Genomic DNA, 22,907 nt, shown 5'->3' on the forward strand with positions numbered 1-22,907 from the left:
CGGAGCCCGTGGAGCGACCAGGGGGACACAGTCGCGAAACCCGTGGGAGGCCGGAAATCGTCGGACGGCCGGGGTGGCGATGCCAGGATGTCGGCATGGAACCGATGCTCGACGCCTTGCAGTCGCACCGACACGAACTCTACGACCACTTCGACGTGGCGCAGGTGGCCGCGTCGGCCGACGGCCGGGAGGTGGCCTTCATGGGGCCGATCGCCACCGGTGTCGAGATCGGCGGGTTCGCGGTGATCGAGTTCACGGGCGCACGCCGGGTCGTGGTGCAGGTGCGCGAGGTCCGCATGGTCGAACGGGAGGGCCCGCAGCTGGACTTCGCGGTGCGCGAGCAGATGACCGAGATGGGTGTCGTCTCGGCTCGTGCCCGCCCGCTGATGCGCGCGCTGACCGGTGCCGCGACCACCCTGGGCGAGTTCGACGGCGACTTCTTCGTCGCCAGGCAGTCGGTCGAGCCGTTCGGAGAGCACCCGCTGCGGCCGGCGACCGGCGACGAGGTGGCCGCGATCGCCGGGGGACTGACGGGGACAGTCGCGACCATCGAGATCGGTGTCCTTCGACAGGCGCCGAGTGTCCCGGCCAGGCTTCGCGCGACGGGGTTCTCGCGGCACACCTTCATGTGCGGCCAGTCCGGGTCGGGCAAGACGTACACCACCGGGGGCCTCCTCGAGCGACTGCTCGGCCACACCGAGTTGCCGATCGTGGTGCTCGACCCGAACTCCGATCACGTGTTCCTCGGCGCATGTGACCCGGGGGACGATTCGCCGGCCGCCGCGCGCCACCGCGAGGTCGCGACGGGGGTGCACGTGGCGCGGGCACGGGGCTACGGCGGCGCGCACACGCTGTGCCTGGACTTCAGTGATCTCGATCTCGACGTGCAGGCGCTGCTGCTGCGGATGGACCCGATCCGCGACCTCGACGAGTTCCGCGCGTTCCGTCAGGTGTCCGCGACGCTGACCGCGCCGTACTCGATCGGCGACCTGGCGGCGGCCGCCGCGGCGGACCCCGAAACCGAGCGCCTCGCCGCCCGGATCGGCAACCTCCGGATCGGCGAGTGGGACCTGTGGCGGCGCGGTGACGAGCGTTCGGCGGTGGAGTTCGACGCGCGGGCCGCCCGGTGCCTCGTCATCGACGTCGGGAGCCTGTCGCGGCAGGACGAGCGGACCGCGGTCGCGCTGGCGATGCTCGGCAGGCGGTGGGCCGGTCGCCGGGATCGCGAGCCGGTCCTGCTCGTCGTCGACGAGGCGCACAACGTGCTGCCCGCCGTCACCGAGGACCCGCTGCTGGCGGCGACGGCCGAACTCGGCGTGCTGATCGCCGGGGAGGGACGCAAGTTCGGCCTGCACCTGTTCGTCGCCACCCAGCGCCCGGGGAAGGTGCACCCGAACGTGGTCTCGCAGTGCGACAACCTGGTGCTGATGCGGATGAACGGCACCGCCGACCTCGACGACCTGAGCACCCTGTTCTCGCACGTGCCCGCGCCGATGCTGCACCGGGCGACCGGCTTCGGTCTCGGTCAGGCGCTGTTCGCCGGGCCGATCGCGCCGGTGCCGCTGTTGGCCCAGGTGGGCACCCGGGTCAGCCCCGAGGGCGGCGGCGACGTGCCTACCACCTGGGCGTGAGCAGGTCCCGCGTCAGAAGACCGAGGTGGGGCCGTCGACGATGATGCCGTGGCAGGCGCCGGTGGGCAGGCAGAACTCGTTGATCCGCACCATGCCGATCCGGGTGCCGTCGACGACCCGGTAGAAGGAGAAGGTGCGGCCGTCGATGCTGTGTGCCCGCACGTCCGGCATCGTGGTGATGTCCTTGTCGGTGCTGAGCAGGTCGTCCTGGTTGAGGACCGGGTTGACCAGGTACTCGGTGTGGCCACCGTCGGCGAGTGGGGTGTACTTCGCGACGGCGGGGGCGGCGGTCGCGATCGCGGCGGACGCGGCGAGGATCGCGACGGATCCGGCAGTGGCGGCGACGATGCGGGTGACTGAGCTCATAGTTCACAGATAGAACACGACCGGGGCACCATTCGCCAGCGCAACGAGTACCGATCGGGTCACGGCCCGGCTCGAGTGTGCATCTGCCGGGGCATCGCCCGAGTGCGTCCGACGGGATCTGCACACTCGGCGCGCGCGAGTCACAGGTTCCCGCGCGCCGCCTGCTCCCGTTCGATGGACTCGAAGAGGGCCCGGAAGTTGCCCTTCCCGAAGCCCAGGGAGCCGTGCCGTTCGATCAGTTCGAAGAACACGGTCGGCCGGTCGCCCAGCGGCTTGGTGAAGATCTGCAGCAGGTAGCCGTCCTCGTCGCGGTCGACCAGGACACCGCGACGCTTGAGATCGTCGACGGGCACCCGCACGGCACCGATCCTGGCCCGCAACTGCGGGTCGTCGTAGTAGGCGTCGGGGGTGTCGAGGAACTCCACGCCCGCGGCGCGCAGCGCGTCGACGGCGCCGAGGATGTCGGCCGTGGCCAGGGCCAGGTGCTGGCAGCCGGGTTCTCCGTAGAACTGGAGGTACTCGTCGATCTGGGAGCGCCGACGTCCCACCGCGGGCTCGTTGAGCGGGAACTTCACACGGTGGTTGCCGTTCGCGACGACCTTGCTCATCAGCGCCGAGTACTCCGTGGCGATGTCGTCGCCGACGAACTCGGCCATGTTCGTGAAGCCCATGACCTCGTTGTAGAACCGGACCCAGTGGTCCATCCGACCCATCTCGACATTCCCGACGGCGTGGTCGAGGGCCTGGAACAGCGGCACCGGGACACCGGGGCGGGACACGAATCCGCTGCGGCGCGCGACGAACCCGGGCCGGTACGGCCCGTCGTAGCGGCCGCGGTCGACGAGGGTGTGCCGGGTGCTGCCGTAGGTCGCGAGCGCGGCGACCCGCACCACGCCGAACTCGTCTGCCTCGTCGTGGGGTTCGAGCAGGACGGTCGCCCCGTGCGCGCGGGCGTGCGCGACGCAGCGGTCCACGTCGAGGACCTCGAGGGCCAGGTCGGTCACGCCGTCGCCGTGCCTGCGGTGGTGGTCCGCGAGCGGGCTCGCCGGATCCACCGCGCCCTCGAGCACGAAGCGCACCGAACCGGACTCGAGGACGAAGGACTTGTGGTCGCGGCTGCCTGTCTCCGGGCCGGCGTAGGCGACGAGCGTCATGCCCCAGGTGGCGACGAAGTACTGCGCGCTCTGGGTGGCGTTGCCGCACGCGAACACCACCGCGTCGACGCCGACGACCGGGAACGGGTCCGCGGCGTCGTCGTGGTCCACCAACCCGACCAGCTGACGGAGTTGGTCGGCACCGAGACGCGCGGCGCGTTCGTGCGGGGTCAGCATGCGGTCCGCGAGGGTCATGCCTTCACTGTGATCCGTGCCGGGACGGCGGGCAACGACCGCGATTGACGCTGACCATTCTGTACAGAATGCTGGGAGTTGTCCGACCGTGACCGGACAAGTTGACCAGGGCGAGTGGCCGTGTGTGAGCGAGGTGCCGGGATGAGTATCGACCGACTCGACGCGGACCTGCTGGCGCTGCTGCACGCCGAGCCCCGGGTCGGGGTGCTCGAGGCCTCCCGCCGGCTCGGCGTTGCCCGGGGCACGGTGCAGGCCCGGCTCGAGCGCCTCGAACGCAGCGGCGTGATCGCCGACCTCTCCCCCACCCTCGACCCCGAGGCGCTCGGATTTCCCGTCACGGCCTTCGCCACCCTCGAGATCGTCCAGGGCCAGGGCCACGAGGCCGTGGTCGAGCACCTGACCGCGATCCCGGAAGTGCTCGAGGCCCTCACCATCACCGGCGCCGGCGACCTGCTCGTGCGGGTGGTCGCCCGCACGCACGCGGACCTGCAGCGGGTGATCAACCAGATCGTCGACGGACAGCACGTGCTACGCTCGTCGACCGCGATCGCGCTGCAGACCCAGATCCCGCTGCGCCTGCTGCAGCTGGCGCAGGCCGCGGCCGGCGCCCGGGACCGCTGAGCCCGGGATCACCCGGGGTCCGCAGGTCGGTGGGGCGCCGAGCCGAGCCGGACAGGCAACTGCCCTTGCCGATCCCGGCGCGCACTCCGGACGGCCACACCCCTCGAAGCGACCGTCACAGACGCTGTCAGGGTAGTACTGACTGATCGGTAAGTCTACCCAAAGGTAAGTTACGGCGCGGCGTTGCCGGCGGACCCCGCCGCCGGGTCGAACGGCGCGTGCCCGACGGTGCCGAGCCACTCCTCGCGGGTGCTCGGCATCCCGCTGCCGCCGCGGTCGCCGGGGCGCACCGCGAGCACCTGGTTGACGGTGATCCGCCCCCGTTCGAAGGACACGGCGCTGGCCGCCAGGTAGAGCAGCCAGATCCGGGCCTGCTCCGGCCCTGCCAACGCGGTCGCCTCGGCCCAGGACCCGCGCAGGTTGTCCACCCAGTGCCGCAACGTGACGCCGTAGTGCTCGCGCAACGACTCGCAGTCCCGGGTCTCGAGCCCCGCGCGTTCGACCGCGCCCTGCACCCGGCTCAGCGGCAGCAGTTCCCCGTCCGGGAACACGTACCGGTCCACGAAGTTCGGCGGCTCGTGGGATGGATCCGCCAGTGGCGCAACGGATGCGATCGCCTGGTTGAGCAACCGCCCCTCCGGCCGGAGCAGTCGCGCCATGCCCGCCAGGTAGGTGTCGAACTGGGCGTCGCCCACGTGCTCCGACATGCCGATGCTCGCGATCGCGTCGTAGGGGCCGTCGGTCACGTCGCGGTAGTCCTGCAGCCGGATCTCGACGCGGTCCGCGACCCCGGCCTCGACGACGCGGGCCCGCGCCAGCGTGCACTGCTGCCCGCTCACCGTCACCCCCACCGCACGGACGCCGTAGTGCCGGGCGGCGTGGATCGCCATCGACCCCCAGCCGCAGCCGACGTCGAGCAGGCGCATGCCCGGCCGCAGCCCCAGCTTTCGGCAGACCAGGTCCAGCTTGTCGTGCTGAGCGTCCTCGAGCGTCCCGGCGGTGCCGCGCTCCCAGTAGCCGCAGGAGTAGACCATGCTCGGGCCGAGCAGCAACCGGTAGAAGTCGTTGCCGACGTCGTAGTGCCGGGAGACGACCTCCGCGTCACGCGCCTTGCTGTGCTTGGCACCGCGGCGCCGTTTCAGCTCCTCGGCGGGAGGTTTCGGACGCGGGCCAAGCGCGCCGAGCCGCACGAAGGTACCCGCGTGACCCGCCAGCTCGCGCCACCCGAGCGCGCGCACGTCCCGTCGGGCCACCCGCCCGATGACGTCCGGGTCTTCCAGCAGGGCGAACAGGTCGCCGGTGATCTCGAGGTCGCCCGCGACGTACGCGCGGCCCAGCCCCAGCTCGTTCGGGGACCAGAGGATTCGCCGCAGCGCCCGCCGGTTGCGGAAGGTCACGGTCACGGCGGCGGACTCGGGCCCCGCCACCGACCCGTCCCAGCAGCGGACCCGTACCGGCAGCGGTGCGCCCGCGACGGACTCGAATACCGACAACAGTTGCGGTGCTGCACTTCTCGACGCGAACACCGACGACGACAACATGAATCGGCCTCCGTTTCCGGGGCGAAGCCGAGCGGCGTCGGCAGGAGCGGCGCCGCGCCTGCAGGTGACCACCTCACGGTACCTCCGGACCCAGGACCGGGCCGGGGAACCGCGACGGCGAAAGAATCGCGAACGCGGATACTTCGCGGTGCATTATCGGCATCCACTGGTCTAACATCTCGAAACAACCGCATACGCGGATGACGGAGGGGTCACATGTCAATTCGCGTGAAGGACGCCGCGGCACTGCTCGGCGTCAGCGACGACACGGTGCGGCGCTGGATCGACGCCGGCACGCTGGTCGCGGGCAAGGACGAGTCGGGACGCAAGGTCATCGACGGCGAGGTCCTCGCCGAGTTCGCCCGCGAGCACGCCACGCCACCACCGGACCCCCTCGGCACCGGCAGCTCCGCCCGCAACCGGTTCGTCGGGCTCGTGACCAAGGTGACGACCGACAAGGTGATGGCCGAGGTGCAGATGCAGTGCGGGCCCTTCACCGTCGTCTCGCTGATGAGCAGCACGTCGGCCGCCGAACTCGGGCTGGTGCCCGGCAAGGTCGCCGTCGCGATGGTCAAGGCCACCACTGTCGTCGTCGAAACACCCGGAGGTACATCGTGACCCGCACCGTTCCCGGCCTGCTGGCCGTGCTGGCCGCCACGGCCCTGGTGGCCGGCTGCGGGGGCTCGTCCGACGACCCGGCCGCCCCGACCACCGGTGCGGCGGTCACCGGCGACGTCACCGTCTTCGCCGCGGCCTCGCTGAAGCCCACGTTCACCGAACTCGGCGCGCAGTTCGAGGAGGCACACCCCGGCAGCCGGGTGCGGTTCAACTTCGCCGGCTCCTCCGACCTGGTGGCACAGCTGAGCCAGGGCGCGCCCGCCGACGTGTTCGCCTCCGCCGACACCGCGAACATGACCGAGGCCACCGACGGCGGGCTCGTCGCCGGAGTCCCCGTCAACTTCGCCACCAACACCCTCACCATCGTCACCGCTCCCGGAAACCCCCGGGGCATCACATCGTTCGCCGACCTGGCCGAGCCCGGCAACCAGGTGGTGGTGTGCGCGCCGCAGGTGCCCTGCGGCGCGGCGACCGTCAAGGTGGAGCAGGCCACCGGCGTCGACCTCGCGCCGGTCAGCGAGGAGTCCTCGGTCACCGACGTCCTCGGGAAGGTCACCTCCGGGCAGGCCGACGCGGGCCTGGTCTACGTCACCGACGCCGCCAACGCGGGCGAGAAGGTGACCGCGGTGGCGTTCCCGGAGGCGTCCCGCGCGGTGAACACCTACCCGATCGCCGTCCTGAACGAGTCACAGAACCACTCCGCCGCAGCAGAATTCGTCGAGCTGGTGATCGGACCGGACGGTCGGCAGGTGCTGGCCGAGGCCGGGTTCGCGGCGCCGTGACCCACCGGTCGGCGGGACCGGCTCGGTGACCGGCCTGCGCCGGGGCACCGCGGCGGGGGTGGGCCTGCCCGCGTGGGCCTACCTGCCCGCAGCGATCGGCGCGGCCTTCCTGCTGCTGCCGCTGGTCGCGGTGCTGGTCGAGATCGACTGGGCGAACTTCGTCCCGCTGGTCACCTCCGAATCCTCCCGCACAGCACTGGCGTTGAGCCTGAAGACCGCCGCCGCGAGCACGCTGCTGTGCATTGTGTTCGGGGTACCGATGGCCCTGGTGCTGGCCCGCGGACACTTCCGCGGGCGCTCGCTGCTGCACGCCCTCGTGCTGCTGCCGCTGGTGCTGCCGCCGGTGGTCGGCGGCATCGCACTGCTGTACACCTTCGGACGCAACGGCCTGCTGGGCCAGCACCTCGAGGCCTTCGGCGTCCGGATCGCGTTCTCCACCACCGCCGTCGTGCTGGCGCAGACCTTCGTCTCGCTGCCGTTCCTCGTCGTCAGCCTCGAGGGCGCACTGCGCGTGGCCGGCCGCGACTTCGAGCGGGTCGCCGCCACCCTCGGCGCCCGCCCCACCACGGTGCTGCGCCGGGTGACGCTGCCGTTGGTGCTGCCCGGCCTGCTCTCCGGGGCGGTGCTCGCCTTCGCCCGGGCACTCGGCGAGTTCGGCGCCACCATCACCTTCGCCGGCTCGCTGCAGGGCGTCACCCGCACGCTGCCACTCGAGATCTACCTGCAACGCGAGACCGACCCGGACGCCGCGGTCGCGTTGTCACTGCTGCTCATCGTGGTCGCGGCCGTGATCGTGGTCGCGGTCCACGGCCGGCGTCTCACCAGTGGCGCGCCGTGAGGGGCCCGCGGTGAGCGCGCTGTCGGTGCGGGCCCGGATCGAGCGGCGCGGCGTCGACCTCGACCTCGACCTGGCGGACGGCGAGGTGCTGGCCGTCCTCGGCCCCAACGGGGCCGGCAAGTCCACGCTGCTGTCGCTGATCGCGGGGCTGGTGCGGCCCGACCACGGCACCGTCACGCTCGGCGACGCGACCCTCACCGACACGGCCGCCGGCGTGTTCGTCCCGCCGCACGCGCGCGGCGTGGCGCTGCTGTCCCAGCGGCCGCTGCTGTTCCCACACCTCAGCGTCGCCGCGAACGTCGCCTTCGCACCCCGCAGCCGCGGGACGGGCCGGGCGGCGTCCCGCGTGCTGGCCCGGCAGTGGCTGCAGGCCGTCGACGCCGAAGACCTGGCCCGCCGCCGGCCCGCCCGACTCTCGGGCGGCCAGGCCCAGCGGGTCGCGATCGCGCGGGCCCTCGCCGCCGAGCCGCGACTGCTGCTGCTGGACGAGCCGATGTCCGCGCTGGACGTGACCGCCGCGCCCGTGGTGCGCCGGCTGTTGCGGACCGTCCTGCGTGAGCAGTCGCGGACCGCGGTGATCGTCACCCACGACCTCCTCGACGCGCTCGCCCTGGCCGACCGGGTGGCGATCGTCGACGCGGGCCGGATCGTCGAGTCCGGCACCGTGCGCTCGGTCCTCACCTCGCCGCGCAGCGCCTTCGGCGCCCGGATCGCCGGGGTGGACCTGCTCGCCGGCACGATGGCCGCAACCGGTTCACTCGAGACGCCCTGGGGCACCACCGTTTCCGGGATCGAGGAGCCCGGCGGCGACCTCCACCCCGGCGCGGCGGCGGTCGCCCTGTTCCGGTCGGCCGCGGTGGCGGTGCACCTCGAACCGCCGCATGCCAGCCCCCGCAACGCGCTCCCCGTGACCATTGCCGAGATGGAGGTGCACGGGACGACCGTGCGGGTGCGCGGCGCCGAGAACCCGGACGGCAGCGCCGGTCTCGCGGCGGACGTCGCCGCCGCGGCCGTCGCCGACCTCGACCTCGCACCAGGGCGGCAGGTGTACTTCGTGGTCAAGACCCAGGAGGTGGAGCTGCACCCGGCGCTGCCGGCACCCGCCGGCTGAGCCGCGGCAACCGTCAGAACAACTCGTGGTCGCGCCGCCGCACCCTGCGCGTACGCAGCCGGTACCGCCACGAGAAGCCCGGCCACAGTGAGTGATTGGTGCCGTCCGCTGTGACGTACCAACTCGCGCATCCACCGGTACTCCAGACGGCGGACGCGAGCCGGTCGTGCAGGTCGGCGTGGTAGTCGGCCTGCGCGTCCGCGCGGACGTCGACCGCACCCGCCCCGTCCCGATCCACCAGGGCCATCGCCGCGAGCACGTGCCGGACCTGCGACTCGATCATGAACACCAGGGAGCTGTGCCCCAGGCCGGTGTTCGGCCCGGTGAGCAGGAACGCGTTGGGCAGGCCCGAGACCGTGATGCCGAGGTGCGTCGCGATCCCGTCCCGCCACCACAGCTCCTGCAGGGTGACGCCGCCCCGCCCGGCGAGCGGCAGCCGGGCCAGCGGGCCCGCCACCCGGAATCCGGTGGCGTAGACGATCACGTCCACCGGGCGCACCGTCCCGTCGGCGGTCACGACGGCGTCCGGGCGGATCTCGACGATCGGGTCGGTGACCACCTCCGTGCCCGGCCGGCTCAGGGCCGGGTAGTAGTCGTCGGACCGGAGGATCCGTTTGCAGCCGATGCGGTAGTCCGGCGTCAGCGCCCGCCGGAGTTCGGGGTCCGGGACCTGACGGCGCAGGTGCCCCCGTGCCCGACGTTCGAGAGGCCGGGTCAGCGCGGGCGGTCCGTTGAGCCCGAGCGCCAGCAGCTCCGCGTTCCAGTAGGTCAGCGCTCGGGCGATCCGCCCGGTCGCAGGCACCCGCGCGGCTGACAGGCGGGACCTGCGTCGCGGCAGCACCCACGGCGGCGTGCGCTGGTAGAGCTGCAGCGCGCCGGCGCGAGCGGCGAGCTCGGGCACCAGCTGGACCGCGCTCGCACCGGTGCCGATCACCGCCACCGTCTTGCCGGTGAGGTCGACGGTGTGGTCCCACTGCGCCGAGTGGAAGGAAGGTCCGCCGAAGGTCCCGGCGCCGGGGATCCGGGGCAGCGCGGGCTGGTGCAGGGCGCCCGTCCCGACGACCAGGAACTGCGCGACGTACTCGCGGCCGTCCACGGTCCGGACGTGCCAACGCCGGGCGGCCTCGTCCCATCGTCCGCCGCCGACCTCGGCACCGAATTCGATCTTCGCGCGGACGCCGTACTCGTCGCTCACCCGCCGGAGGTAGTCCAGGATCTCGGGCTGTGAGGCCCGGTCGCCGCCGCGGCGACGGTGCGGTGCGAACGAGTACGAGTACAGGACCGACGGCACGTCGCACTCGCAGCCCGGATAGGTGTTCTCCCGCCAGGTGCCACCGACCTCGTCGGCCTTCTCGAGCACCACGAACTCGCCCTCACCGGCCCGGGCCAGGCCCACCGCCATGCCGAGCCCGGCGAATCCCGCGCCGATGACCAGCACCCGGGTGCGCCGGACCGTCTCCGCGCCGAGCGCTGCCTCGTCTGCCTGTGTCATCGAACTCCACCTCTCACCCACCAACTTGAACAGTGTTCAAGTTGGTTACCGTTTAACGCAAATCGCCCTGTTCGCAGAGGTGACGGCCGACCGGGCGACCGCGCCGTACCCGGCAGGCGCACCGCGAGGTCGCTACCGTCGGGGCATGGCAACCACAGCGGATCACCTGCGGACCACCCTCGACGGCCGGTGGCGGGAGGTGCGGGAGAAGGTCCGGGTGGACCTCACCCGCCCCGAGTTCGCGCCGCACTTCACGCCGGACCTCGACGCCGCCCGAGCCAAGACGCTCGAGCAGATGCAGGTTCTCGCCGAATCCGGCTACGCTGCCAACGGTTTCAGCGTCGAGCACGGCGGCACCGGCGACGTTGGCGCGGCGGTCACAAGCATCGAGATGCTCGCGATGTCGGACCTGTCGCTGATGGTCAAGGCCGGGGTGCAGTGGGGCCTGTTCGGTGGCGCCGTCGAGAACCTGGGCACCGCCGCCCACCACGAGGATTACGTCCGGCCGCTGATCGACCTGGACCTGCTCGGCTGCTTCGCGATGACCGAGACCGGGCACGGCAGCGACGTGCAGGAACTCGAGACCACCGCCACCTACGACGCCGCGACCGGGGAGTTCGTGATCGACTCCCCCACCCCGTCGGCCCGCAAGGACTACATCGGTGGCGCGGCCCGGCACGCCCGGATGGCGGCCGTGTTCGCGCAGCTGGTCACCGCCGGCCCCGGCGAGGAAACGGAATCGAAGGGCGTGCACTGCTTCCTGGTCCCGATCCGGGACGAGCGGGGCGACGACCTGCCCGGCGTCACCACCTCGGACTGCGGGTACAAGGGCGGCCTGCCCGGCGTCGACAACGGCCGGATCGTCTTCGACCGGGTGCGGGTACCGCGGGCGAACCTGCTCAACCGGTACGGCGACGTCGCCGCGGACGGCAGCTACAGCTCGCCGATCGAGAACCCGAACCGGCGGTTCTTCACCATGGTCGGCACCCTGGTGCGGGGCCGCGTCACCGTCGGCGGGGCGGCCGGCGCGGCGGCCCGCGTCGCCCTGTCCATCGCCACCCGGTATGCGTTGCAGCGCAGGCAGTTCGACAAACCCAAGAGCAGCGAGGAGGTCCTCATCATGGACTACCTCGTACACCAACGCCGGCTGCTGCCRCTGATCGCGAAGTCCTACGCCCTGCACTTCGCGCAGAACGAGTTGGTCACCAGGCTGCACGAGATCCAGAGCGCACCGAAGGCGGACCCGCAGGAACAGCGCGAGCTCGAGGCCCGCGCCGCCGGGCTCAAGGCCGCGAACACCTGGCACGCCACCCGGACGATCCAGGAGTGCCGCGAGGCCTGCGGCGGCGCCGGCTACCTCACCGAGAACCGGCTCGTCGCGCTCAAGGCCGACACCGACGTGTTCACCACCTTCGAGGGCGACAACCACGTGCTCACGCAACTGGTGGCGAAGGAACTGCTCACCGCCTACGCCGACGAGGTGCGCGGGATGGGTCCGGTGGACTGGATGCGGTTCGCCGCCACCACCGTCGGCGACGTGGTCAAGAAGCGCACCGCGGCGCAACAGATCATCCAGACCATCCTCGACACCCGGCAGGACAACGAGGAGGACGGCAGCCTGTTCAACCGCGGCACCCAGCTGAGGATGTTCTCCGACCGCGAGGAGTACCTGCTCTCCACCGCCGCCCGGCGACTGCAGGGCGCTCAGAAGCGCGAGGACGACCCGTTCGACGCGTTCAACTTCGTCCAGGACCACGTGCTCCGGGCCGCCGAGGCGCACATCGACCGGGTGGTGCTCGAGGCGTTCGTGGCGGGCATCGACTCGTGCCCGGACGAGGCCGCGGCGGACCTGCTCGGCGAGCTGTGCGACCTCTACGCCCTGACGGTGATCGAGGAGGACAAGGCCTGGTTCATGGAGCACCGGCACCTGTCCGTCGAGCGGGCCAAGGCCGTCACCCGCGGCGTCAACGAGCGCTGCCGCACCCTGCGCCCGCACGCGCTGGAACTGGTCGAGGGGTTCGCGGTGCCGGGGTCCACGCTGGGCGCGGCGATGCTCGAGGGCTGACCGTGGACCGGCCGGGCGCGGGCGGGGTTCACCCGAGCTCGCCCGGCCGCAGCGCCCGGGTCCGGACGTCGGAGAGCACGCACCGGACGAACACCTCCCGGTCGACGCTGCCCCGCTGTCCGGACGCGGGGACCACGGCACTGACCGTGCGGTTCTCCAGTTCCGCGTCGCCGACGACCGCGATGTACGGGTCGCGGCGTCGACGAGACTCGCGGATGCGCGCGCCCAGCGAGCCCGCGCCGAGGACCTCGGCGCGGATCTTGTTCTCCCGCAACTCGACCCGCAGCTTGTCCGCTTCGTCACGGTGCCGCTCTGACACCGGCAGGACGGCCACCTGTCTGGGCGCCAGCCACGGCGGCATCCGGCCCTCGAAGCGCTCGACCAGCAGCGCCACCATCCGCTCCATGGACCCGAGCAGGCCCCGATGGATCATGACCGGGCGGTGCCTGGCGCCGTCCTCGCCGGTGTACTCGAGCCGGAAGCGCTCGGGTTGGTTGAAGTCGAGTTGCACCGTCGACAGGGTCTCCTCGCGGCCCTGGCCGTCCACGACCTGGACGTCGATCTTCGGGCCGTAGAAGGCTGCCTCCCCGTCCGCCTCGACGAAGTCGAGCTCGAGCGCGGCAAGCGCACCGCGCAGCTGGTCCTGTGCGCGGGCCCACTGCTCGTCGGTGCCGAGGTACTGCCCGGCCGCGCCGCGGAGCGAGAGTCGGTAACGGCGCTCGGTGACACCGAGGATCCGGTAGCAGCGCTCGATCGCGCCGAGCGCGAGTTCGACCTCGTCGCCGACCTGTTCCGGCGCGCAGAACACGTGCGCGTCGTCGAGGTTGATCTGGCGCACCCTGCTCAATCCGCCCAGCACGCCGGACATTTCGCTGCGGAACATCGATCCCAGTTCGGAGAGCCGGAACGGCAGGTCGCGGTAGCTACGTCCACGTGCGGCGAACACCTGCGCGTGGTGCGGACAGTTGGCCGGCCTCAGCACGAAGCTCTCGCCGCCGATCCGCATCTCCGGGAACATGTCCGCGGCGAACTTGGACCAGTGGCCGGACCTCTCGAAGAGGTCCTTCTTGGCCAGTACCGGTGTGTAGACGCCCCGGCAGCCGGTGCGGGCCGCCTCATCCGCCGCGAGCGCCTCGAGTTCGGCGCGAATGGTCGCGCCGTCCGGCAGCCACAGCGGAAGGCCCGCGCCGACGACGGGTGCGGTGTCGAACAGTTCGAGCTCACGGCCCAGAACGCGATGATCGGTTGTCATGGGGTGCCCACTCTCGTGACGCGAGAGGGAATCGATGCCCGAACACGAAAAAAGCCCCGGGACAATGACTCCCGGAGCTCGCTTGGTCGGTCAGCAGATGCTAGACAGCGCGCCGGAAGGTGTCCGGCGTCGTCGTCAGGTGCTGAATGCAAATCACGGTGGCAGCGTACATCCGACTTTTCCGTTGATCAATACCCGGCCGCGCTCGCGCTCACCCGCCCAGCCGGGACTCCAGCTCGGCCCTGGTCGCCAGGAACCACACCTGCCTGCCCCGATTCGACTCGCGCACGAAGTCCGCGAGGGCGCCGCTGCGCCCGATGTGTTCGTCGATGTCGCCGAGGATCACCACCCGCAACCGGTAGTTGACGAACTTCTGCAGCATCTCGCCCGCCAGTCTGGTTCGGAGGTCGAAGAAGTCCGCGGCCAACCGGGTCACGGGCAGCACGACGCACTCGACGTCGGTGCCGTACGTCTGCCCGATCACGTCGAGCGCGTCGGCCTCGGAGCCGATTTCGGGCCCCTCCGGCGGGCACACCCACGTCGACGTCCCCGCGATCACGGCGGCGCTCACGCGGCGCTTCCGAGCACCGCGTCGACCAGTCCGAGCACGTGCGCGGTCGCGGCGAGAGAACCGACCACGATGACCTTGAGTCGCTCGCCGGTCGGGTCGTAGACCGACTCGACCCGCAGCGGGCCCTCGCCGTCGTCGCGCGGGCCGGCGGCCGCGGCGGTCACCAGCGTGCCCACCCGGTCCGCCGTCGCCGCATCCACCGACTCCACCTCGACGACGCTCTCGGCCTCCCAGCGGCACGGCCGCGCCACGGCGGGTCCAGCCGACGACTGCCCGGTGAACGCCGGAAATCCCAACTCAGGGGGCCAGCCGGTAGCCCGCCTCCTCGACCGCCTCGGCGATCGACTGCCGTGCAACCGGCGAGTCACCGGTCACCTCGAGCGCACCGGACGCCAGGTCCACCCGGACGTCGGTGACGCCGGCGATCGCGCCGACCTCCTCGATGACCGCGGCGACGCAGTGCCCGCAGGTCATGCCGACGACGGCGAACGTGCTCTGCATCGTCACCCCTCCCCTACGACCGGACCAGCCGGGCGATGGCGTCGGACGCCTCCTTGACCTTGGCGTCGGCCTCGGGTCCACCCTTCTTGGCGGCCTCGACGACGCAGCCGGCCAGGTGCGCATCCATCAGCTTCAGCGAAACCGACTGCAGCGCCTTGGTTGCCGCCGACACCTGGGTGAGGATGTCGATGCAGTACCGGTCGTCGTCGACCATGCGCGAGATCCCGGCGACCTGCCCCTCGATGCGACGCAGTCGCTTGAGGAGGTCGTCCTTCTCGGGGGAGTAACCGTTCATGCCCCCAGGGTACCCCCCAAGGGTATTGTCCGCTACCGGCGGCGGACCACGTCGAGGACCAGCAGTCCCGCGGCGATCATCAGCGCCGTCGCACCGCCGATCCACGACCCGGAATAGCGGGTGCCCGTGAACGCGGGCGCCCCCTCGACCAGCGGCCCGAACTCCGTGGTGCTCACCCCCCGGGTCCAGCACCACACCGCCAGCGCCAGCGCCAGCACGGCCAGGAACCCCTCCGCGACCCGCAGCATGCGTCCGGTCACCGTCCGCTCCCCTCGTCCGCGGCGGCGCCAGGCACCGCACGCTCCAGCGCCGCCCGCAACCCGTCGCCGTCCCGGGCCCAGGCCCGGACGATTCCGCCGTCGCGTAGTCGCAGCCCGATCCCGGTCCGCCGCTTGGGCACCCCGGACAGCTCGCCGAGCGCGCGCGCCGTCTCCCAGGGTTCCAGGTCCGCGGCAAACGGGTCACCCGAGGGCAGGATCTCCTCGATCTCGGCGAGCGCCAACGTCTCGGTCCCGCACCGCAGGTCGGTGTCGGTCAGCGTGACGCTCGCGTGCTGCCGGGCCGCGGCCACCTGCAGCGCGACCAGACCCGCGAGCAGCGCCGCGCACACCGTCAGTGCCAGCCAGTGCACCCCGGCACCGAAGAAGAGGTCGCCGATCAGGACCACCAGGCACAGCACGGGCCCGACCGCGACCAGCCGCCAACTCCCGCCGGGCTCGGCGAAAACCGCCGGCTCAACCACGGTCGAACCACCCGGTCGCCGACGGCAGGTACACCAGCATGCCCGCCGCCAGCGTCACCACCGCCACCAGCAGCACCGGCGCCTGGCCCACCCCGGTGGGCAGCAGCGCGAGTTCGAGGACCGTGAACGCCGCCGACAGCGCCACCAGCGCCCGGCGGAAGCGTCCGTCGCCTGCGCGGGTGGGACCGGCCATCAGCCCGACCGCGAGGCCCACCAGCAGCGCGACCGCACCGGAGCCGCGCAGCAGCAGGACCAGCGAGTCGAGGTCGCCGGGCGCCGCGCCGTTTCCGAGCAGCTGATCGCGCAGCGCCGCACCGGAACTGGTGACGGCCAGCAACCCGAAGAGCACCAGCAGCGCCGAGCAGGCCAGCCACAGCCAGTACGCCACGGTGACCGGCCGCGGCCGGGTGCGCTCGTCGGTCACCGTTGCTGCTGCGCCTTCACACCCGGCATGAAGTACCGGTTGGAGTCGGCCCGGTGCATCAGCACCACCGCGCCCACCGACAGCACCGCCTGCAGGATGCCGGCGCCGCCCGCGACGACGGCGGCCGCGCCGCCCACCGCGCCGAGCCCGAACACCGTCGGGATCGCGACGAACACCGTCATCACACCGATCATGGTGACGAGCATCCTCGCCCAGTTTCGGCCGGCGCGCATCTTGAACACGAAGAGCAGGTAGACCCCGGTCAGGATCAGCCCGAGCACCGCGGTCAGCCCGAAACCGATCAGCAGCAGGCCCTCCGCGGTCGAACGGGTGATCTCCACCGTCTCGTCCTGGGCACGGACGTCGCGCACCAACTGGTCGGCGAAGTTCGCCCGGTCACCCAGCGCGGTCGCCAGCGTCGCGAAGAGGTTCACCACGCCGAGACCGGCGACGCCACAGAGCAACTGGAACGCGGTGACCACGTCCACGGGCGGCTGCGGCTTCGGCGGCACCGGCGGCGACTGGGGATACGGGTACTGCTGCTGCGGATACGGCTGCTGCGCCGGATACTGCGGCTGCGGATCCTGCGGCGGCTGCGGTGACTGCTGCGGGTCCTGCGGCGAGGGCGTCGTCACAACCGGGCCGCCACTTCGGCGGCCCAGTAGGTGAGCACGATGTCCGCCCCGGCCCGGCGGATGCACAGCAGCGACTCGTCGATGGCGGCGTCCCGGTCGATCCAGCCGTTCTGCGCCGCCGCGGTGATCATCGAGTACTCCCCCGAGATCTGGTACGCCGCAACGGGAACCGTGGAACGGTCGGCAGTCTCCCGGAGCACGTCGAGGTAGGACATGGCCGGCTTGACCATCACCATGTCCGCGCCCTCGGCCAGGTCCAGGTCCACCTCGCGAAGCGACTCGCGGCGGTTCGCGGCGTCCTGCTGGTAGGTGCGCCGGTCGCCGCTCAACGACGACCCGACGGCCTCCCGGAACGGGCCGTAGAAGGCGGAGGCGTACTTCGCCGCGTACGCGAGCATGCCGGTGTCGAGGTGACCCGCGGCGTCGAGTCCCGCACGGATCGCCGCGATCTGGCCGTCCATCATCCCGCTCGGGCCGAGCAGGTGCGCGCCCGCCTCGGCCTGCGACAGCGCCATGTCGACGTAGCGGACCAGGGTCGCGTCGTTGTCCACGGCGCCGTCCGCGGTGAGGACCCCGCAGTGGCCGTGCGCGGTGAACTCGTCGAGGCAGGTGTCGGCCATGATGACGGTGTCGTCACCGAGTTCGGTGCGCAGCGCCCGCAGACCGCGGTTGAGGATGCCGTCGGGATCGCTGGCCCCGGAGCCGGTCGCGTCCTTGTCCTCGGGCCGCGGCACACCGAACAGCATCAGACCGCCGACGCCCGCGGCCACCGCCTCGGTGGCGGCGACGCGCAGCGAGTCCAGCGTGTGCTGGAAGACGCCGGGCATCGAGGAGATCTCACGCGGCGCGTCGATGCCGTCGGCGACGAACATCGGCAACACCAGATGCCGTGGCTCCAGCGAGGTTTCGGCAACCAGGCGGCGCATCGCCGCGGTGCTGCGCAGGCGGCGGGGCCGCTCGGCGGGAAAGATCATGCCCTCCTTCGTCGGGCTCGTGCGCGGTTGACGGGTCCACCGACCCGTCGACCGCGCACGAGCGCGTCAGCGCCTAGCGCCTGCGGGACTTCTTGCGCGGGGGCGGCAGTGCACCCTCGGCGCGCAGCCGGGCCGCATGCTCCGCGAGGGCCTCCACCAGCGGTCCCGCCTGGGCGGTCTCCGGCTGCACGTCCACCCGCAGGCCGAACTCGATCGCGGTCTCCGCGGTCTTCGGCCCGATGCACGCCACCAGGGTGCGCGCGTGCGGCTTGCCCGCGATACCGACCAGGTTCCGGACGGTGGACGACGAGGTGAAGCACACCGCGTCGAACCCGCCGGTCTTGATCATCTCGCGGGTCTCGGCCGGCGGCGGCGCCGCCCGGACGGTCCGGTAGGCCGTGACGTCGTCGATCTCCCAGCCGCGCTGACGCAGGCCCTCGGCGAGGGTCTCGGTGGCGATGTCCGCGCGCGGCAGCAGCACCCGGTTGACCGGGTCGAAAACGTCGTCGTACGGGGCGAACTCGGCCAGCAGGCCCTCGCTGGACTGCTCACCGGACGGCACCAGCTCGGGGTTGATGCCGAACGAGCGCACCTTGTCGGCGGTGGCCTGGCCGACGCAGGCGATCTTCACGCCGGAGAAGGCGCGGGCGTCCAGACCGAACTCCTCGAACTTCTCCCACACCGCGCGGACCGCGTTGGTGGAGGTGAACACCACCCACTGGTAGCGGCCGTCCACCAGGCCCTTGACCGAGCGCTCCATCTGCGCGGGGCTGCGCGGCGGCTCGACGGCGATGGTCGGCACCTCGATCGGGATGGCACCGTGGGTGACCAGCCGCTCGCTCATCTCGCCGGCCTGGTCCTTGGTGCGCGGCACCAGCACGGTCCAGCCGTACAGCGCCCGCGACTCCCACCAGGACATCTTGTTGCGCTGCGCGACGACCTTGCCGACCGTGACGATCAGCGAGCCGACCAGTTCGGAGCCCGCCTCGTTCAGGGTGGCGAGGGTGGCCTCGACGGTGCGCTGCTGGCGGGTGGTGCCGCGGACGGTGATCGCGGCCGGGGTCTGCGGCGCCAGGCCGTGCTCGACCAGTGCGCTCGCGGTCTCCGCGAGGTGGGCGGCACCGGCGTGCAGCACCAGCGGGCCGGGCGCGGCGGCCAGCGCCGCCCAGTCGACCTCGCCGCGGACGTCGGCCTCGGTGTGGCCGGAGCCCAGCGCCATGCCGGCGTAGCTGGGCACCGCCGAACCGGCGGGCAGCCCGGGCAGCACCTCGAAGACCACCTGGGTGCGGGCCACCGCGGTGACCTCGGCGATCACCGAGTCGGTGGTCAGCGGATCGCCGGAGACCAGGCGGACCACGTCGTGGCCGTTCTTGGCCTCGGCGACCAGGGTCTTCGCGACCTCGGCGGGCTCGCCGAGGGCGGGCCGCACCTCGGAGAGGGGGTGCTCCGGGTCGACCTCGACGCCCTTGACCAGCAGCGCCGTGCCGACCAGCGCGGCGACGCCCTTGTCGACGTCGGGATCGGTGAACGCGAGCGTCGCGTTGGCCAGGACGTCCCTGGCGCGGACGGTGAGCAGCGCGGGATCGCCGGGCCCGGAGCCCACGAACAGGATCCGTCCGGGAGTGTTCTTTCGGACTCGGCTCATCGGTTGTTCTCCAGTGCGTTCAAGTGTCGAGCAGTGTGGGGTCGTGCGATGTCAGGTGCTGTGACGGGGTGCTGCGGACCGGGGTGGTACCTGGCCCGCCTGGGTTTCGACGATCTACACATCGGCGACACCCATCAACTCGCGGGCGCCGAGGTCGAGCAGTTCGCGGGCCAAGGCCCGGCCCAGCTCCTCGGCACGGTCGGGCGGGCCCACCACCGATGCCCGGATCGAGTCCGAGCCGTCCAGTGCGGCAGCGCAGCCGCGGACCGACAACTCGTCGAAGACCCGGCCGTCGTCGTCGATGGACTCGACGACCTCGGCGATCGCGCCGACCGGCGCGGTGCAGCCTGCCTCGAGTTCGGCGAGCAGGCTGCGCTCGGCGACGACGGCCGCACGGGCGTGGGCGTCGTCGAGCCGGGCCAGGATCGCGATCAGTTCCGGGTTGTCCGCCCGGCACTCGACGGCCAGCGCGCCCTGGGACGGCGCCGGCAGCATCTGCACCGGGTCGAGCGTCTCGGTGATCACGTCGAGGCGACCGATCCGGGACAGCCCGGCACGCGCGATGACGATCGCGTCGAGTTCGCCGGACTGGACCTTGCCGATGCGGGTGTCGATGTTGCCGCGCAACTCCTGGATGTCGAGTCCCAGCCCGAGCGCGCGCAGCTGGGCCCGGCGGCGCGGGGCCGACGTCCCCACCTTCGAGCCGGCGGGCAGCTCACCGAGCACCAGTCCGTCGCGGGCCACCAGCGCGTCGCGCGGGTCCTCGCGGCCCGGCACCGCGGCGATGACCAGCCGCTCGTCGGGCGCGGTGGGCAGGTCCTTGTACGAGTGCACGGCGACATCCACGCGACCGGCGGCGAGCTCCTCGCGCAGTTCCGCGGTGAACACGCCGACGCCGATGCGCTGCACCGGACCCGGCGTGACGTCGCCCTTGGTCTTGACGATCACCAGTTCGGCGGGATGGCCGGCGGCGATCAACGCGTCCCGGACGGTGCCCGCCTGGGTGGTCGCGAGCAGGCTGCCGCGGGTGCCGATCCGCAGGGTCCGCACCCTGGTCTCGCCGGCCGGCTGGGCGGTCGCGGTCATGCCTGCATCCCCTTACGCCAAATCTCTGCACTGTCGGCCTCGTGGCCGGCGGTGAAATCGTCCGCGAGCTCGACGGCCCGGATCTCCATCGGCGCGGCCACGGCCTCCGCCGAACCCGGCGCCAGCTCGAACAGCTCCCGCAGCGCGGCCGCGTACTGGTCTCCGCCGGGCGCGGCGGCGAGCTGCTTGACCCGCACCGTCGGGGCGTGCAGCAGCTTGTCCACGACGCGCCGCACGGTGCGCGCGACCTCGTCGCGCTGCGGGTCGTCGAGGCCCGGCAGCCGGGACTCGAGCCGGAGCAGCTCCGCCTCGACGACGTCGGCCGCGCGCTGACGCAGCGCCGTCACCGTCGGGGTGACCTCCGCGAGCCGCTGACCGGCCAGGTAGGTGGCGAGCTCGCCCGCGACGATCTCGCGTGCGGCGTCGGCGTCGGAGGCCGCGGCCCCGGCCGCCGGGTCCCGCTGCAGCGACTCCATGTCGAACACGGTGACGCCCGGCAGCCCGGCGACGGGTGACTCCACGTCGCGCGGCAGGCCGAGGTCGCAGATCACCAGCGGGCGGTCCGCCTCGCGGCCGAGCTGGGCCAGCGCGCGGTGGGTGTCCGCGAGGGTCACCACGGCGCCGACCGCGCCGGTACAGGTCACCAGCACGTCCGACTGCGCCATCGCCGACGGCAGCTCGCTCAGCTCCACCGTCTCCGCCTCGATGCCGTTTCCGCGGGCGGTCTCGGCGAGGCGCTCGGCGCGGTCGCGGGTGCGGTTGACCACGAGGATGCGTCCGATGCCGGCCCGGGTCAGGTGCGCGACGGACAGCCCGCCCATCGCGCCCGCGCCGAGCACGACCGCGGTCCGGCCGGTCAGCGCGCCGCCGAGCAGCTCGGCGGCCCGGTCCAGCGCCACCGACACCACCGACGCGCCTGCCCGGTCGATACCGGTCTCGGAGTGCACCCGCTTGCCGACGCGCAGCGCCTGCTGGGCCAGTTCGTGCAGCGTGCGGCCCGCGGCCTGCTGGCCGTCGGAAGTGGCGTAGGCCGTGCGGATCTGGCCGAGGATCTGCTGCTCGCCGATCACCATCGAGTCCAGGCCGCTCGCGACCGCGAACAGGTGCTCGGCCGCGGCCTCGCTGTAGCGGACGTAGGCGTGCTTGGTCAGGTCCGTCAGGTCCAGTCCGGCGTGCTCGGCCAGCAGTTCGCCGACGGCGCCGAGGGCTCCGTGGAACGCGTCGACCACCGCGTAGACCTCGACCCGGTTGCAGGTCGAGACGATCATCACCTCGGAGACGTGCGACGACTCGAGCATCTTGTCGATCAGCTTGGGCCGATCCGTGTCGCCGATCGCGACCCGCTCGAGGACGGACACGGGAGCGCTTCTATGCGAAATCCCGACCAGGAGAACACTCACGGAGCAGCCACCGATCCATTCGTTGTCGAAGTCGAGCTTGTCGCGTCCGGGTCCGTCTCGGCGTTGCGGGCGCTGTGGAACGAGAGAACCTGCATCTCGACGGCCAGGTCCACCCGACGGATCTCGACGTGTCGGGGCACCTCCAGCGGCGACGAGGCGAAGCTGAGGATGCATCGCAGACCGGCCTTCACCAGCTGGTCGCACACCTCCTGGGCCGAGTCGTCCGGGGTCGCGATGACCCCGATCGTCGCGCCGAGGGCGCGGCACGCCGACTCCAGTTCGGCGACGTCGCGCACGACGAGTCCGTCGACGGTACTGCCGATCCGCTCCGGATCCCGGTCGAACAGGCCCGCCATCGTGAAACCGCGGCGTCCGAATCCGCCGTACCGGGCCAGCGCCTGACCGAGGCTGCCGACGCCGACGAGCACCACCCGGTGGCCGCGGTCGAGCCCGAGGGCCTCCTCGATGCGGGCGCGCAGCCGGGACACGTCGTAGCCGACTCCGCGGACCCCGTTGGGGCCCAGGAAGGAAAGGTCCTTGCGCAGCTTCGCCGAACCGACGCCCGCGGCCGTCGAGAGTTCTTCGCTGGAGACGATCAGCGTGCCGTCGTCGGCCATCTGGCCGAGCACCCGGAGGTAGGTCGCGAGCCTGGTGACGGTGGCCTGCGGCAGGTCGCGCACGGTGGCGTCCGAGCGTGCCGCGTCGGCCGGCCGGCCCGCCCTGTCGGCACCGAGTCGAGCGCCCCCCTCAGCTCCCGCGACACCACGGGCAGCGAACCCATGCGGCTGGTGCTGTTCGGTCACTTCGATGGCTCCTCGTCCGACCATGCACACGGCCGGTCATCAGGTTGATCCGGGGGGACTGGTGACACCACGGTAACTGCTTGTGAAGCTCTGCACAAAGTCGCCGGATCCCGGCAACACCCGCTGCGACCTGCGCAGCGACCGCCCACCGGGGTTCGCAGGTCG

General features: G+C 72.0%; 25 protein-coding genes. 7 read left to right on the top strand and 18 right to left on the bottom strand.

Going from position 1 to position 22,907, the window contains the following annotated elements; all coding sequences use genetic code 11:
• The first annotated feature begins 95 nt into the window (after positions 1 to 95).
• Positions 96 to 1,631 (top strand): ATP-binding protein, encoded by a 1,536-nt coding sequence (locus AC1DU4_RS04545; protein WP_477837883.1) that lies wholly within the window; start codon positions 96 to 98, stop codon positions 1,629 to 1,631.
• Positions 1,632 to 1,643: 12 nt separating this feature from the next.
• Here AC1DU4_RS04545 and AC1DU4_RS04550 read toward each other — a convergent pair whose 3' ends face one another.
• Positions 1,644 to 1,997, bottom strand: coding sequence for a hypothetical protein (locus AC1DU4_RS04550; protein ID WP_477837884.1), 354 nt, complete (start codon positions 1,995 to 1,997; stop codon positions 1,644 to 1,646).
• 140 nt (positions 1,998 to 2,137) lie between these two features.
• Complete coding sequence (gene hppD / locus AC1DU4_RS04555; protein ID WP_477837885.1) at positions 2,138 to 3,346, bottom strand: 4-hydroxyphenylpyruvate dioxygenase; 1,209 nt, start codon at positions 3,344 to 3,346, stop codon at positions 2,138 to 2,140.
• 141 nt (positions 3,347 to 3,487) lie between these two features.
• Between hppD and AC1DU4_RS04560 the strand changes: the two genes are divergently transcribed.
• Positions 3,488 to 3,967, top strand: a complete 480-nt coding sequence (locus AC1DU4_RS04560; RefSeq protein WP_477837886.1) for an Lrp/AsnC family transcriptional regulator — start codon at positions 3,488 to 3,490, stop codon at positions 3,965 to 3,967.
• 170 nt (positions 3,968 to 4,137) lie between these two features.
• Here the strand turns inward: AC1DU4_RS04560 and AC1DU4_RS04565 are convergent, their stop codons facing one another.
• Entirely contained in the window at positions 4,138 to 5,508 is a 1,371-nt protein-coding gene (locus AC1DU4_RS04565; protein WP_477837887.1) for a class I SAM-dependent methyltransferase, read from the bottom strand.
• Between the two features lie 216 nt (positions 5,509 to 5,724).
• Between AC1DU4_RS04565 and AC1DU4_RS04570 the strand changes: the two genes are divergently transcribed.
• Genes AC1DU4_RS04570 through AC1DU4_RS04585 form a run of 4 tightly spaced genes read left to right on the top strand, consistent with a single transcriptional unit; the run spans position 5,725 to position 8,857 of the window.
• Positions 5,725 to 6,126, top strand: coding sequence for a TOBE domain-containing protein (locus AC1DU4_RS04570; RefSeq protein WP_477837888.1), 402 nt, complete (start codon positions 5,725 to 5,727; stop codon positions 6,124 to 6,126).
• Positions 6,123 to 6,908, top strand: a complete 786-nt coding sequence (modA, locus tag AC1DU4_RS04575) for a molybdate ABC transporter substrate-binding protein (RefSeq protein ID WP_477837889.1) — start codon at positions 6,123 to 6,125, stop codon at positions 6,906 to 6,908. The genes AC1DU4_RS04570 and modA overlap by 4 nt, the downstream gene beginning before the upstream one ends.
• 25 nt (positions 6,909 to 6,933) lie before the next feature.
• Positions 6,934 to 7,746 (top strand): ABC transporter permease, encoded by an 813-nt coding sequence (locus tag AC1DU4_RS04580; RefSeq protein ID WP_477837890.1) that lies wholly within the window; start codon positions 6,934 to 6,936, stop codon positions 7,744 to 7,746.
• Positions 7,747 to 7,756: 10 nt separating this feature from the next.
• The gene (locus AC1DU4_RS04585) at positions 7,757 to 8,857 is read left to right on the top strand and encodes a sulfate/molybdate ABC transporter ATP-binding protein (RefSeq protein ID WP_477837891.1); all 1,101 of its coding nucleotides are present in this window, start codon (positions 7,757 to 7,759) and stop codon (positions 8,855 to 8,857) included.
• A gap of 13 nt (positions 8,858 to 8,870) precedes the next feature.
• Here AC1DU4_RS04585 and AC1DU4_RS04590 read toward each other — a convergent pair whose 3' ends face one another.
• Entirely contained in the window at positions 8,871 to 10,349 is a 1,479-nt protein-coding gene (locus AC1DU4_RS04590) for a flavin-containing monooxygenase (protein WP_477837892.1), read from the bottom strand.
• Between the two features lie 145 nt (positions 10,350 to 10,494).
• Between AC1DU4_RS04590 and AC1DU4_RS04595 the strand changes: the two genes are divergently transcribed.
• Entirely contained in the window at positions 10,495 to 12,414 is a 1,920-nt protein-coding gene (locus AC1DU4_RS04595) for an acyl-CoA dehydrogenase family protein (RefSeq protein ID WP_477837893.1), read from the top strand.
• A gap of 28 nt (positions 12,415 to 12,442) precedes the next feature.
• Here AC1DU4_RS04595 and thrS read toward each other — a convergent pair whose 3' ends face one another.
• The 14 genes from thrS to AC1DU4_RS04665 form a co-directional block, all read right to left on the bottom strand.
• Positions 12,443 to 13,666, bottom strand: coding sequence for a threonine--tRNA ligase (gene thrS / locus AC1DU4_RS04600; RefSeq protein ID WP_477837894.1), 1,224 nt, complete (start codon positions 13,664 to 13,666; stop codon positions 12,443 to 12,445).
• Positions 13,667 to 13,877: 211 nt separating this feature from the next.
• On the bottom strand, positions 13,878 to 14,237 hold the full coding sequence (locus AC1DU4_RS04605; protein ID WP_477837895.1) for a DUF4180 domain-containing protein: 360 nt from the start codon (positions 14,235 to 14,237) through the stop codon (positions 13,878 to 13,880).
• Complete coding sequence (locus tag AC1DU4_RS04610; RefSeq protein WP_477837896.1) at positions 14,234 to 14,488, bottom strand: hypothetical protein; 255 nt, start codon at positions 14,486 to 14,488, stop codon at positions 14,234 to 14,236. Before AC1DU4_RS04610 ends, AC1DU4_RS04605 begins: the two co-directional genes overlap by 4 nt.
• 46 nt (positions 14,489 to 14,534) lie before the next feature.
• Entirely contained in the window at positions 14,535 to 14,738 is a 204-nt protein-coding gene (locus AC1DU4_RS04615; protein WP_477837897.1) for a heavy-metal-associated domain-containing protein, read from the bottom strand.
• Between the two features lie 13 nt (positions 14,739 to 14,751).
• Positions 14,752 to 15,033: a metal-sensitive transcriptional regulator gene (locus AC1DU4_RS04620; RefSeq protein WP_072842629.1), complete on the bottom strand. Its 282-nt coding sequence runs from the start codon at positions 15,031 to 15,033 to the stop codon at positions 14,752 to 14,754.
• Between the two features lie 32 nt (positions 15,034 to 15,065).
• Positions 15,066 to 15,293, bottom strand: a complete 228-nt coding sequence (locus AC1DU4_RS04625) for a hypothetical protein (RefSeq protein ID WP_477837898.1) — start codon at positions 15,291 to 15,293, stop codon at positions 15,066 to 15,068.
• Positions 15,290 to 15,775: a hypothetical protein gene (locus AC1DU4_RS04630; RefSeq protein WP_477837899.1), complete on the bottom strand. Its 486-nt coding sequence runs from the start codon at positions 15,773 to 15,775 to the stop codon at positions 15,290 to 15,292. The genes AC1DU4_RS04625 and AC1DU4_RS04630 overlap by 4 nt, the downstream gene beginning before the upstream one ends.
• Complete coding sequence (locus AC1DU4_RS04635) at positions 15,768 to 16,199, bottom strand: hypothetical protein (protein ID WP_477837900.1); 432 nt, start codon at positions 16,197 to 16,199, stop codon at positions 15,768 to 15,770. The genes AC1DU4_RS04630 and AC1DU4_RS04635 overlap by 8 nt, the downstream gene beginning before the upstream one ends.
• Positions 16,196 to 16,834, bottom strand: coding sequence for a hypothetical protein (locus AC1DU4_RS04640; protein WP_477837901.1), 639 nt, complete (start codon positions 16,832 to 16,834; stop codon positions 16,196 to 16,198). Before AC1DU4_RS04640 ends, AC1DU4_RS04635 begins: the two co-directional genes overlap by 4 nt.
• On the bottom strand, positions 16,831 to 17,805 hold the full coding sequence (gene hemB / locus AC1DU4_RS04645; RefSeq protein ID WP_477837952.1) for a porphobilinogen synthase: 975 nt from the start codon (positions 17,803 to 17,805) through the stop codon (positions 16,831 to 16,833). Before hemB ends, AC1DU4_RS04640 begins: the two co-directional genes overlap by 4 nt.
• Positions 17,806 to 17,881: 76 nt before the next feature.
• Entirely contained in the window at positions 17,882 to 19,453 is a 1,572-nt protein-coding gene (locus AC1DU4_RS04650; RefSeq protein ID WP_072842625.1) for a bifunctional uroporphyrinogen-III C-methyltransferase/uroporphyrinogen-III synthase, read from the bottom strand.
• A 114-nt stretch (positions 19,454 to 19,567) separates the two neighbouring features.
• Positions 19,568 to 20,539 (bottom strand): hydroxymethylbilane synthase, encoded by a 972-nt coding sequence (hemC, locus tag AC1DU4_RS04655; RefSeq protein WP_072842624.1) that lies wholly within the window; start codon positions 20,537 to 20,539, stop codon positions 19,568 to 19,570.
• Positions 20,536 to 21,939 carry a glutamyl-tRNA reductase gene (locus AC1DU4_RS04660; protein WP_072842623.1) on the bottom strand — a complete coding sequence of 468 codons (1,404 nt, stop codon included), beginning with the start codon at positions 21,937 to 21,939 and terminating at the stop codon, positions 20,536 to 20,538. The genes hemC and AC1DU4_RS04660 overlap by 4 nt, the downstream gene beginning before the upstream one ends.
• Positions 21,936 to 22,742 carry a redox-sensing transcriptional repressor Rex gene (locus AC1DU4_RS04665; RefSeq protein WP_477837902.1) on the bottom strand — a complete coding sequence of 269 codons (807 nt, stop codon included), beginning with the start codon at positions 22,740 to 22,742 and terminating at the stop codon, positions 21,936 to 21,938. The genes AC1DU4_RS04660 and AC1DU4_RS04665 overlap by 4 nt, the downstream gene beginning before the upstream one ends.
• Between the last annotated feature and the right edge of the window lie 165 nt (positions 22,743 to 22,907).

The organism is Rhodococcus sp. P4_F5 (assembly GCF_056401315.1).

Bases quoted from the DNA above. Each gene is read 5' to 3' on its own strand.
- AC1DU4_RS04545 (WP_477837883.1), top strand. From the start codon at position 96: ATGGAACCGATGCTCGACGCCTTGCAGTCGCACCGACACGAACTCTAC.
- AC1DU4_RS04550 (WP_477837884.1), bottom strand. From the start codon at position 1,997: ATGAGCTCAGTCACCCGCATCGTCGCCGCCACTGCCGGATCCGTCGCG.
- hppD (WP_477837885.1), bottom strand. From the start codon at position 3,346: ATGACCCTCGCGGACCGCATGCTGACCCCGCACGAACGCGCCGCGCGT.
- AC1DU4_RS04560 (WP_477837886.1), top strand. From the start codon at position 3,488: ATGAGTATCGACCGACTCGACGCGGACCTGCTGGCGCTGCTGCACGCC.
- AC1DU4_RS04565 (WP_477837887.1), bottom strand. From the start codon at position 5,508: ATGTTGTCGTCGTCGGTGTTCGCGTCGAGAAGTGCAGCACCGCAACTG.
- AC1DU4_RS04570 (WP_477837888.1), top strand. From the start codon at position 5,725: ATGTCAATTCGCGTGAAGGACGCCGCGGCACTGCTCGGCGTCAGCGAC.
- AC1DU4_RS04590 (WP_477837892.1), bottom strand. From the start codon at position 10,349: ATGACACAGGCAGACGAGGCAGCGCTCGGCGCGGAGACGGTCCGGCGC.
- thrS (WP_477837894.1), bottom strand. From the start codon at position 13,666: ATGACAACCGATCATCGCGTTCTGGGCCGTGAGCTCGAACTGTTCGAC.
- AC1DU4_RS04615 (WP_477837897.1), bottom strand. From the start codon at position 14,738: ATGCAGAGCACGTTCGCCGTCGTCGGCATGACCTGCGGGCACTGCGTC.
- AC1DU4_RS04620 (WP_072842629.1), bottom strand. From the start codon at position 15,033: ATGAACGGTTACTCCCCCGAGAAGGACGACCTCCTCAAGCGACTGCGT.
- AC1DU4_RS04650 (WP_072842625.1), bottom strand. From the start codon at position 19,453: ATGAGCCGAGTCCGAAAGAACACTCCCGGACGGATCCTGTTCGTGGGC.
- hemC (WP_072842624.1), bottom strand. From the start codon at position 20,539: ATGACCGCGACCGCCCAGCCGGCCGGCGAGACCAGGGTGCGGACCCTG.